This window comes from Nostoc sp. CALU 546 (assembly GCF_048836525.1).
This window is the reverse complement of record NZ_JAWJTF010000063.1, coordinates 46,478-56,461: the sequence shown is the minus strand read 5'-3', so window position 1 is coordinate 56,461 and position 9,984 is coordinate 46,478. Positions and strand designations below refer to the sequence as shown.

8 protein-coding genes are annotated in these 9,984 nt (G+C 43.6%); 7 read left to right on the top strand and 1 reads right to left on the bottom strand.

Features of this window, described 5'->3' with window-relative positions:
- Window positions 1-314 precede the first annotated feature (314 nt).
- Together RRG12_RS26530 and RRG12_RS26525 are read left to right on the top strand one after the other, a co-directional pair.
- Window positions 315-440, top strand: a complete 126-nt coding sequence (locus RRG12_RS26530) for a photosystem II protein Y (protein WP_069072075.1) — start codon at window positions 315-317, stop codon at window positions 438-440.
- Window positions 441-592: 152 nt separating this feature from the next.
- The gene (locus RRG12_RS26525; RefSeq protein WP_420761237.1) at window positions 593-1,882 is read left to right on the top strand and encodes a bifunctional folylpolyglutamate synthase/dihydrofolate synthase; all 1,290 of its coding nucleotides are present in this window, start codon (window positions 593-595) and stop codon (window positions 1,880-1,882) included.
- 122 nt (window positions 1,883-2,004) lie between these two features.
- On the opposite strand, the gene RRG12_RS26520 is transcribed toward RRG12_RS26525, so the two are convergent.
- Window positions 2,005-3,303, bottom strand: coding sequence for an ABC transporter substrate-binding protein (locus RRG12_RS26520; protein WP_420761236.1), 1,299 nt, complete (start codon window positions 3,301-3,303; stop codon window positions 2,005-2,007).
- Between the two features lie 141 nt (window positions 3,304-3,444).
- Between RRG12_RS26520 and pilM the strand changes: the two genes are divergently transcribed.
- From pilM to RRG12_RS26495, 5 genes are all read left to right on the top strand, one after another.
- Window positions 3,445-4,551, top strand: coding sequence for a type IV pilus assembly protein PilM (pilM, locus tag RRG12_RS26515; protein WP_069072072.1), 1,107 nt, complete (start codon window positions 3,445-3,447; stop codon window positions 4,549-4,551).
- A 4-nt stretch (window positions 4,552-4,555) separates the two neighbouring features.
- On the top strand, window positions 4,556-5,332 hold the full coding sequence (locus tag RRG12_RS26510) for a PilN domain-containing protein (RefSeq protein ID WP_069072071.1): 777 nt from the start codon (window positions 4,556-4,558) through the stop codon (window positions 5,330-5,332).
- Window positions 5,329-6,096, top strand: coding sequence for a pilus assembly protein PilO (locus RRG12_RS26505; RefSeq protein WP_069072070.1), 768 nt, complete (start codon window positions 5,329-5,331; stop codon window positions 6,094-6,096). The genes RRG12_RS26510 and RRG12_RS26505 overlap by 4 nt, the downstream gene beginning before the upstream one ends.
- Window positions 6,097-6,301: 205 nt before the next feature.
- On the top strand, window positions 6,302-8,830 hold the full coding sequence (locus tag RRG12_RS26500) for an AMIN domain-containing protein (protein WP_420761235.1): 2,529 nt from the start codon (window positions 6,302-6,304) through the stop codon (window positions 8,828-8,830).
- 855 nt (window positions 8,831-9,685) lie between these two features.
- Entirely contained in the window at window positions 9,686-9,970 is a 285-nt protein-coding gene (locus RRG12_RS26495; protein ID WP_010998076.1) for an HU family DNA-binding protein, read from the top strand.
- Window positions 9,971-9,984 lie beyond the last annotated feature (14 nt).

The following is a 9,984-nucleotide window of genomic DNA, read 5'->3' as shown; positions in this document are numbered from 1 at the left end:
AGTTTAGCTTTATGTCTTGTGCTATGCTGGTAAGGGTATTGATATTGGTTTTAACAAGGCTTAGGGAATGGGGGAGATGAGAGGACAAAGGGACAAGGTTAAAGGGAAAAGGATAAAGAAACAAACCCCTTCCCCTTTACCCTTTACCCTTTACCCTTTTTCATAATCTCCCATGCCCAATGCCCCATGCCCAATACCCCATAATTTAAACATTCTTTACATTTGTATTTGGAAAAATTGCCCACTTCAGCTAAAAATAAAAATGAGAGCAGTTGACAAAACTTTAATTTCTACTTAAGAGAGGGGTTCTAGATATGGATATCGATTACCGGATAGCGATCGTTTTAGCACCAGTTGCGATCGCAGCTAGTTGGGCAGTGTTTAATATTGGCGCTGCGGCTTTAAGACAAATTCAAGGCTTTTTGGATAGAGAAGCTTAAATTCATTAATCGGGGATTGGGCATGGGGCATTGGGCATTGAAAAGAGGTAGAGGGGAAAAAGGTAATTTTTTATTCTCTCCCCTGCTCCCCTGCCCCCTACTCCCCGTGCTTCTTCCTTATCCCCACACTCCCTATTCCCCACCCTTAAAACTTGGATATCGATTCTGTAATACAACCCTTGCAACGCTTTGGTGTGCATCTGGGACTCGATCGCATTGTCAATCTATTGGCAAATCTTGGCAATCCCCATCACCAAGTCCCGGTAATTCATGTTGCTGGCACTAATGGCAAAGGTTCAGTCTGTGCCTATCTTTCCTCCGTACTAACTGAAGCAGGTTATCGTACAGGACGCTACACTTCCCCCCATTTAGTCGATTGGACGGAACGTATTTGTCTGAATGAACAGCCAATTTCTTCTGAGGAATTGAGCCAATTATTAGAAAAAGTCCAAGCTGCTATTCGTGCTGGTGATGATTCTGCAACTCAGTTTGAAGTAATTACGGCAGCTGCTTGGTTATATTTTGCCCAGCAGCAAGTCGATGTGGCTGTGGTAGAAGTCGGACTAGGAGGGCGCTTAGATGCTACAAATGTCTGTTTGGAACCCTTGGTTACAATCATTACTTCTATTAGCCGGGAACACTGGCAGCAACTTGGCCCTACCATCGCTGACATTGCTAGAGAAAAAGCAGGTATTCTCAAACCTGGATGTCCCGTTGTGGTTGGAGGATTGCCACCAGAGGCAGAAGAAGTTGTGCGATCGCGTGCTTTAGAATTACAATGCCCGATTTTTACGCCTCAACCTGCCCGTCAAATCGCTACAGGATGGGCAGAATATCAAACTATTCAAAATTCTAAATTAATTAAATACCCGTTACCGTTAGCGGGACAAATTCAATTAACTAATTCAACTTTGGCTTTAACTGCTTTAGAAATTCTCCAACAACAGGGTTGGCAGATTTCTGAAGAAGCCATAATTAACGGCATGGCAAAAACTAAATGGCCAGGGCGAATGCAATGGACTACCTGGAAAAGCCATAAATTATTACTTGATGGCGCTCATAATACCGCCGCCGCCCAAGTTCTCCGCCAGTATGTTGATACCTTAGATGCAGTTAACCCTAACCCCGTCAATTGGGTTATGGGAATGTTTGCTGATAAAGATCATGCTGATATTTTTGCCGCCCTGCTGCGCCCAGGCGATCGCCTTTTTTTAGTACCAATACCAGTAGAACCTTGGCCAGGTAGAACTTCCGCTAATCTACAGGAATTAGCAAGCCTAGCTTACAGCCTTTGTCCCCAATTAAGCGATCGCCAAATCCATCCAGATTTATTCACAGCATTAGAAACTGCAACCTCAACCACCACCACAGACGATTTAATCGTTTTGTGTGGTTCCCTTTATTTAGTCGGCGATTTTTTACAACAAGGGAATAGGGAATAGGGAATGGGGAATGGGGAATGGGGAATAGGAAGAAAGGGAGAAGAGTTTTCCCCTCAGCAAGAGCAGCACCCCGCCCCTCTGCCTCTTTTCAATGCCCAATGCCCAATGCCCCATTCCCAAATTTATCTATTGTTCCACTCTTGCGCCGCATCTTCTACAGCTTTATCTACAGTCTTTTGGTTTAACATTGCTGCTTGTAAGTTCTCATAAACTGCTTTTTGCAGTTTCTTGGAATCTTTCAAAGTAGGAGTTAATATTTCTGCCTTTTGCAATTGTTCAGCAGTAATAACTCGTGCTTTTTCAACTGTTGAAGCATTAGCTGGAACATCTTTAAAGTAACTATCAGATAATGCCTTGACTGTAGAAGGTAGGACATTTGCAGCCTTAGCAAAAGCTAACTGATTTTCGTCATTGGTGACAAATAAAGCAAACTTCACAGCGCCGTCTGGTTGTTTGCTATCGCGGGGAATAACTATGTTCATCACTGCGACATTTTTCTTACCTGTGTCCCCAGTGAGTTGAGGTGCTATTCCCGAACCTTGAGCAATTTTCGGGGCGTTATTTGCGATCGTTTTTAGGAACTCTGGGCCAGAAGCTAGAAACACAGTCTCTCCAGATTGGTATAAATCGATCGCGTGGCGATGTCCTTGGGTTAAAGCCTCTTTGGGAAGTAACCCTTTTTTATACAAGTCTACCCAATACTGAAACGCTGCCTTACCTTGTGCTGAATTAAACGCCGCTTTCCCCTCAGCATCTATTAGGGTGACTCCCATTTGCACGAAAGATTCCAGCACTTCACCGGAATCTTGCGGTACGAAAGTCACAAAAAAGGCATATTTCCCTGTCTTATCTTTAATTTGTTGGGCTGCTTGTGCCAATTCTGCGTAGGTTGCAGGGACTTTATTGATACCTGCCTGTTTTAATAAATCAGTGTTATAAATGGTTAACCGTGTGGTGAGATACCAGGGAATCCCAAAACTCTTGCCATTAAGGGTACTTGCTTTCCATATATTCGGTAGATAGGAGGAACGTACATCGTTTGGAACTTTCGCATCTAAATCTAACCAGGCATTTCGTCCAGCAAGTTGGGAAGCAAAACCTGGATTGAGGTTAACTACATCAGGTGGCGTTTTTGCTGAGACGGCTGTTAATATTTTGTTCTCCATCGCCGCCCAAGGTACATCGACCCAGTTAATCTTTATACCTGGATTTTGCGATTCAAAATTCGTAATTAGGCTTTTGAAGTAGTCGGTAAATTGAGGTTGGAGTTGCATTGTCCAAAACTCAACAGTTGACACTCCTGAAGTAGCTTGTTTTGTATTTGTACTAACATTACCTGTGCTGCAACTTACCATCCAACTGGTTAATAAGCCAAGTAGTGTAAAAGCAACAAGTTGTTTAAATTTTCGCAATTGAATCATTTTCCCAGTATTTTTACGCTTGCTCAGTGTCAAAAGCTTAGATCAGAATTGTCGAGATTATAGGCTAAATAAATTACTTAGCACCAAGTCCGTTTTTAGTATCATTTAAATTTTCAATTTAGCAGTCCAGCGGGCACAACTGTGGTAAAAACCTTCAAAAGTCTGTTTGGCAAATCGAAGAAAGGGGTCGGCATTGAACTTGCTCCCGAACGGGTAAATGTAGTTCAGTTACGCAAGCAGGGTCAAGGCTTAAAACTAGAAACCTTTACATCTGTAGCAGTTCCAGAAGGTGTAGTTACCGATGGTCAAATAACCGACCCCGCAGCAATGGCGCAATTAATCCAGCAGGCGCTAGCTGAGAGCAAAATCAAAACTTCTCGTGTTGCTACTGGTGTACCAGGGCGAGATTCCATCGTTCGGATTATACCAGTGCCAACGGAGTTAGATGACAAAGAACTGCGAGAAATGGTGCTAAACCATGAAGCAGGTTTGTATTTACCCTATCCTCGTGAAGAGGCTGATGTAGATTATCAGAAACTTGACTACTTTATAGACGAGGATGGCATTGAAAAAGTACATGTACTTTTAGTTGCAACTCGCAAGGAGATAACGGATACCTATATAAGCACTTTCGAGCAGGCAGGATTGCAAATTGATGTTTTAGAAATTAACAGTTTTGCCCTGATTCGGACTATTCGCGAGCAACTGCGGCAATTCGGGCCACAAGAAGCAGCAGTACTAGTTGATATAGAGTTCGACAGTACAGAAATTGCCATCATCGTTAACGGAGTGCCGCAATTTTCGCGCACAGTCCCCATCGGGACTTATCAAATGCAAACTGCCTTAGCAAGGGCAATGAGCTTACCCACATCACGAGATATGGAACTGTTACACGGAATGGTTATTCCCCCAACTCCTATAGATGGCGGAAAAACCGGTGTTACCGAAATTGATCCTGGTATGGCAGCCATATTAAGAGTATTGGGAGAACTAACGGATGAACTGCGCCGTTCCATCGATTTTTACCTCAATCAAAGTGAAAATTTGGAGGTAGCGCAGATTTTATTAGCTGGGCCAGGAGGTGGACTCCAACAGCTAGATGAATTCTTTACCCAACGCTTGAGCTTGCCAACTACCCAAATCGATCCAATCGGGTCTTTGTCCTTAGAAGTTGACACTGATAAATATCCACAGGTACAACGCTCTGGTTTAGCGATCGTACTCGGTCTAGGAATGCGGGAGGTGTAATAAAATGTATAGCCTAGATGTTAACTTTCTTAAAGACCGCCCAGCATACCAGAAAAAGCCTGAGAGAAAGGGAGGAATAGGTCTAAAGCTGCCTACAGGAAATTTAACACCTGTGTATGTGGGTGTTGCATTAGGTGTAGGTCTTCCAGCTTTATTGGGAGTTAGCTGGTGGATATTGCAAGGGAAGATTGTTGAATTAGATGTTCAAATATCACAACTAGACCAAGAAAGCAAGAGGCTAGATACAGAAATAGGAAATCTGAATAAAATCAAAGCTGAGACGAATGCTATTAAAGGTGAAACACAAGCTTTAGTGACTGTATTTGACCAGATTCGACCTTGGTCAGCAATGCTGCAAGATTTGCGCGATCGCATTCCAGCAGCAGTGCAAATTGAGAATATCAAGCAGATTCCCCCTATTGCGGCAGCAGCAGGTCAGCCAGTAGGCAATCCCGCGGGAGGATTAGAAATCACCGGATTGGCTCGTTCATTTAACGATGTCAATGATTTCCTATTGAGTTTACAGCAGTCTCGCTTCTTGAAGTCCACAGAAAGCAGAATTCTGACGGCAACGTTAGTAGATGCTCCCTTACCACCAGGTGTAGGTCAATCTCCTGCTGGTGTAATAATTAAGCCACCCCAAGTAGTTAAATACACTATTCAATCAAGTATGAATGATGTTCCAGCTTCAGAATTAATCCGGGAGTTGGAAAAAAAAGGCACAGTGGGGTTAGTTACTCGAATTCGTAATATGCAACAAACAGGAGTCATTTCAAAATGACGCTGAGTGATGATTTAAATTTTGCTGAACATGGTGGGGAATTCGATTCGGAAACGCCAGCCCACCCCGTGGTATTTGGTATTGCCTTCACACCAAAAATTATTGGGATCTTAGTGGGGGTAATTGGTTTAGCAGGAGCAGGTTATATATTGTTAAACCTGCTGATGCCAGCTTGGGAAAGCTATCAGCAGCAGCAAGCAAAAAGCACTGAACTGCAAGGGCAAATTGAGCAAAAAAAAGCCAATATCAAACAGATTGACAAAGTTAAAGACGAACTAGCACAGGCAAAACAGCAAAAAGTTCAGGTTTTAGATTTATTTGCTAACGAAAAAACCTTAGATACATTGTTGTTGGATCTGAACCGCTTAATTGAGTCTGGTAATACTCCAACTTCTATTAATGCAGTGAGAGCCAAACTGAAGAAATTTGTGCCCGTTTCCCAAAAACCAGAACCAGTTATCGATGGAACTCTAGGACTACAGGTTGACGGTAAGCTGCAACGCAGCATTATCAATGCCGAAATTACCGGAACTTACGAACAAACACAATCGATAATGCGTAACATTGAGCGGTTACAGCCTTTGTTAATAGTTAAAGATTATGTGGCAACTTTGGCTCCAGTAGAGACAAGATCCCCATTAGATAAAACACCGATGCAGGTAGGGCCAGCAGCGATTAATACATCATTCCAATTACAGGTATTGATGCCACTTAGTCCAGAAGAAATAGCGGCGGCGGCAGCTAAAAATGCCCCGAAAAAATAGTCAACTAAAGCCAGGGCGAATAGAATTCGCGGCTACAGTAGCGTTCGCCCTTGGCGTTCCCGCAGGGTAGTCCGCCTCCGCGGACTAAGAAGAAATTGAGGGTTTGAAACCCACGGAGGTGGGTAAAGTCTTGTGTAGACGTGGTTTTTAAGCGCCTACGCACAAATTGTCTGTAAACAAGGTTTTATTAGGTGAGGAATGAACTGTGAAACAGCTTCACGGTAATAGTTTTATATTGAGTACTGCTGCTTTTGTATTTTTGGCAGCTCAACCAGTTTGGGCACAAATCAGCCAAGTTACTAATGTACAGTTAAATGCAGTTGATGGTGGAATTAGCGTTGCTTTGAAAACTTCTTCCGGGTCACGCCCCCAAGTTTTCACTACGAAAAGAGGCAATGCTTTAATTGCAGATATTATCAATACTCAATTACGATTACCACAAGGTAATAGTTTTCGTCAAGATAGCCCAGCACCAGGAATTACCTCTGTTGAGGTTAATCAGCTTGATGCCAATAGCATCCGGGTGACGGTAACTGGCAGTAACAACGCACCTGGCAGTCAACCCGTGGTGCGATCGCAAAATGGAATTACACTCAGCTTTAGCCCATCCACTGGCACTACAGCATCAGCACCAACGCCAACAGCACCAACATCCACAGCACCACCTGTTACTACTCCAGCCCAATCTGGTCAAAATTCAGGTGTTCTCGTTCCCAACCCACAAGTCACCATTGACGGACAACCTGCACAAGCTGCTGGGCCAGGTCAACCTCTGAGTCAGGCTCCACCTTTCTTACCTAGAGCCGTTGCCCCACCAGTGGGAGATATTGCCATATCTAATACTGATGCTTCTCCTAGCACAGTTGATTTAGGAACTCAGGAACGTGTACCCCGTCTAGTCCTGCGAGATGCGCCGGTGCGTGAGGTTTTGTCATTGCTTGCTCGTGCAGCTAATTTGAACCTAGCTTATATCGGAGGTGAGCAAGGTGCTGCTGCTAATGCACCAGCAGTTTCTCAAACAATCTCGTTAGATATAGAAAATGAACCAGTGCAAGATGTGTTTAACTATGTCTTGCGTTTGAGTGGTTTAGAAGCGAACCGTAGTAATCGCACGGTTTTTGTAGGGCCTAAACTACCTAATTCCACCCGTGATATGGTTATGCGTAGCTTGCGACTCAATCAGGTAACGGTGGGAGTCGCCCTGAATTTTTTGGTCGGCTTGGGAGCAGAAAGTGCCGTCAGCCGAGAACGACAAGTTACCAGTGTTAATGCTGTACCTGTAGGTGCTGGAGTTGCTCCCATTACACAAACTCAGACGACTACAGAAACCAAAGTTGAAACTCAACGCGTTGATTTCAAAGACTCTAACCCATTACTCAGAGGTTTACAAGCATTAGGAGATGAGCGCACCAATGCTCTAACCTTGATTGGGCCTCCTCGGCTAGTTGAGATGGCGATGGCTCAACTAACTCAACTTGATATCCGCCGTCGTCAGGTGGTAGTTAACGTAAAGATTATCGATGTTAACCTCTTGAACACCCAGGACTCTAACAGCAGCTTTTCTTTTGGTATTGGTAACAACTACTTTAGCAATGATAGTGGTGCTGCATCTCTGAATTTTGGTGGTTCCAGACCAGCTACTAGCGCTGAAGCAAGAAGCAATGTAAGCGGTGGTACGCCTGTTACTGCTAATCCTTATAGTGGTGGTAATACTTTCCTGGATTTAAATAACTCTACTCCTATTCCAGGAACTGGAATAGGCAACAGAACAATTGTGGACGGGGTGTTACAACAACCTGATGTACGAGGAGGAACTGAATCATTCTTTAACCGTCGAGCCGGGGTTTCAGAAAATCCATTCCAAACCGGTTTCACAGACATTACCCAGGGAACACCAAATGTAACCACTATTACAAATATTCCTGCCGTTGCTCCTATTGCTGCTGTTCCTGCTGTTCTTGATGCACAAGGTAATGTGCTTGTTCCTGCCGTTCCTGCTACTCCTGGTAGTCCTGCTAGTAGAGTTACTACGTTCGCACCAGGAACTCTGGGAACAGTAACATCTGCTCTACCATCTCTGTACCAGTTCCCCAGACGGTTACTCGCTAGCTTGCAAGCTCAGATTACAAATGGCAATGCCAAGATTTTGACCGACCCGACCTTAATTGTGCAAGAAGGTCAAACGGCTAATGTCAAACTTACTCAGGAAGTGGTAGGAAACATCAAGAGCGAAACAACTCGTGGTGATGGTAGTTCTGTGCAAACTGTTACAGCTGAGAAAACAGATGTGGGTTTAACCCTAGCTGTTAAAGTTGATCGGATTGATGACAATGGTTTTGTATCCCTGTCAGTGGCTCCTGTTGTCAAAGCACCCCAATCTTCAGCTGTACTAAATGTTTCAGGAAATAACCAAACAATATTTTTGGTGTCTGAACGCTCTCTTAATTCTGGCTTGATTCGCCTGCGAGATGGTCAAACGCTAATTCTCTCAGGTATTATTCAAGATTCAGACCGGACAACTGTTTCCAAGATTCCTATTTTGGGTGATCTTCCACTAATTGGTTCGCTGTTTAGAAGTACAAACAGATCCAACCAGCGTAATGAGGTGATTGTATTGCTCACACCTCAAATTATGGATGACTCTGAAAACTCCTCCTATGGTTATAACTACAATCCCAGCCCAGATGTACGGCAAATCCTTGAGCGCAGGGGGTTGAAGGTTCCAGGTAGATAATAAAGATGATATGCAGGTGAGTCAGTTCTGGCAAAGGCTCAGATCCCCGACTTCTTAAAGAAGTCGGGGATCTTCTTGTTCACGAATTCTCCGCGCAGAGCAGATAAGCGGCTGAAGCCTCGCAGTGAAATGCTGTAAGTTAGTATTTCATTGTCCTGTAGAACAAAATAGATATAGGTTTGTAGCCCAGTCAGCCAACAAAAACGGGAGATACTCCTATGTCTGTGACACGCTACGCGAACGCAGAGAAGAATTTATGATAGCGATCGCCATCATAAATGTTAAGAAAGATGTTGCCAATTGATAGCCTTCTAGGGGAGAGGCTTTAATTTTTTCTTTTTTCCTACTAGAGAAGCTTGCTATGGGATTAGATTTCGCGTTGGTTTTTCCACCTGACGTGAAAAGTGATCAAAATCCCCGACTTTTTAGATAAATCGGGAACCTGAGCCTTCGATTTCCATAAAAATTGGTTAATTTCAGCAATAACTCTTCAACAACGGTAATTAATCCCAACAAATGCTGACCATCTTCCACCTCTCCACTCCTCTGTTTTATTGGCAATAGGGGTATTTACTAGGTATTTTTTCCTACTTTTGGGGTGGTTTTTAGTGAAACAAGTACTCTAAAATTACAAAAAATCCTGAAATCTATATAAATTAATGGTTTCATCTATCCACATCAGGCTACAACGCCTTAGAATGATTCATTGAAAAGTCGAGCCGATGGGATGTACAGGCGTTTTGAGTAAAAATACTCCCAAAGGATGACTTTTGTATTTCTGCGAACAGAGATTTCAGTACTGATGTATCAAGGTGCATCCGTAAAGAATCTCAAGTAAACCTTCAGGAGATTGACATGAACAAAGGTGAATTAGTTGATGCCGTAGCTGAAAAAGCTAGTGTTACCAAGAAACAAGCGGATGCAGTCTTAACTGCCGCTCTGGAAACGATTATTGAAGCGGTTTCCTCTGGTGATAAGGTAACGTTGGTGGGATTTGGCTCATTTGAATCACGGGAACGTAAAGCCCGCGAAGGTCGCAATCCGAAAACAAATGAAAAGATGGAAATTCCAGCGACGAGGGTTCCTGCCTTCTCAGCAGGAAAACTGTTTAGAGAAAAGGTAGCACCCCCAAAAGCATAGGTTCTGTCTTCGGG

Bases quoted from the DNA above. Each gene is read 5' to 3' on its own strand.
- RRG12_RS26510 (WP_069072071.1), top strand. From the start codon at position 4,556: ATGTATAGCCTAGATGTTAACTTTCTTAAAGACCGCCCAGCATACCAG.
- RRG12_RS26495 (WP_010998076.1), top strand. From the start codon at position 9,686: ATGAACAAAGGTGAATTAGTTGATGCCGTAGCTGAAAAAGCTAGTGTT.
- RRG12_RS26530 (WP_069072075.1), top strand. From the start codon at position 315: ATGGATATCGATTACCGGATAGCGATCGTTTTAGCACCAGTTGCGATC.
- RRG12_RS26520 (WP_420761236.1), bottom strand. From the start codon at position 3,303: ATGATTCAATTGCGAAAATTTAAACAACTTGTTGCTTTTACACTACTT.
- RRG12_RS26505 (WP_069072070.1), top strand. From the start codon at position 5,329: ATGACGCTGAGTGATGATTTAAATTTTGCTGAACATGGTGGGGAATTC.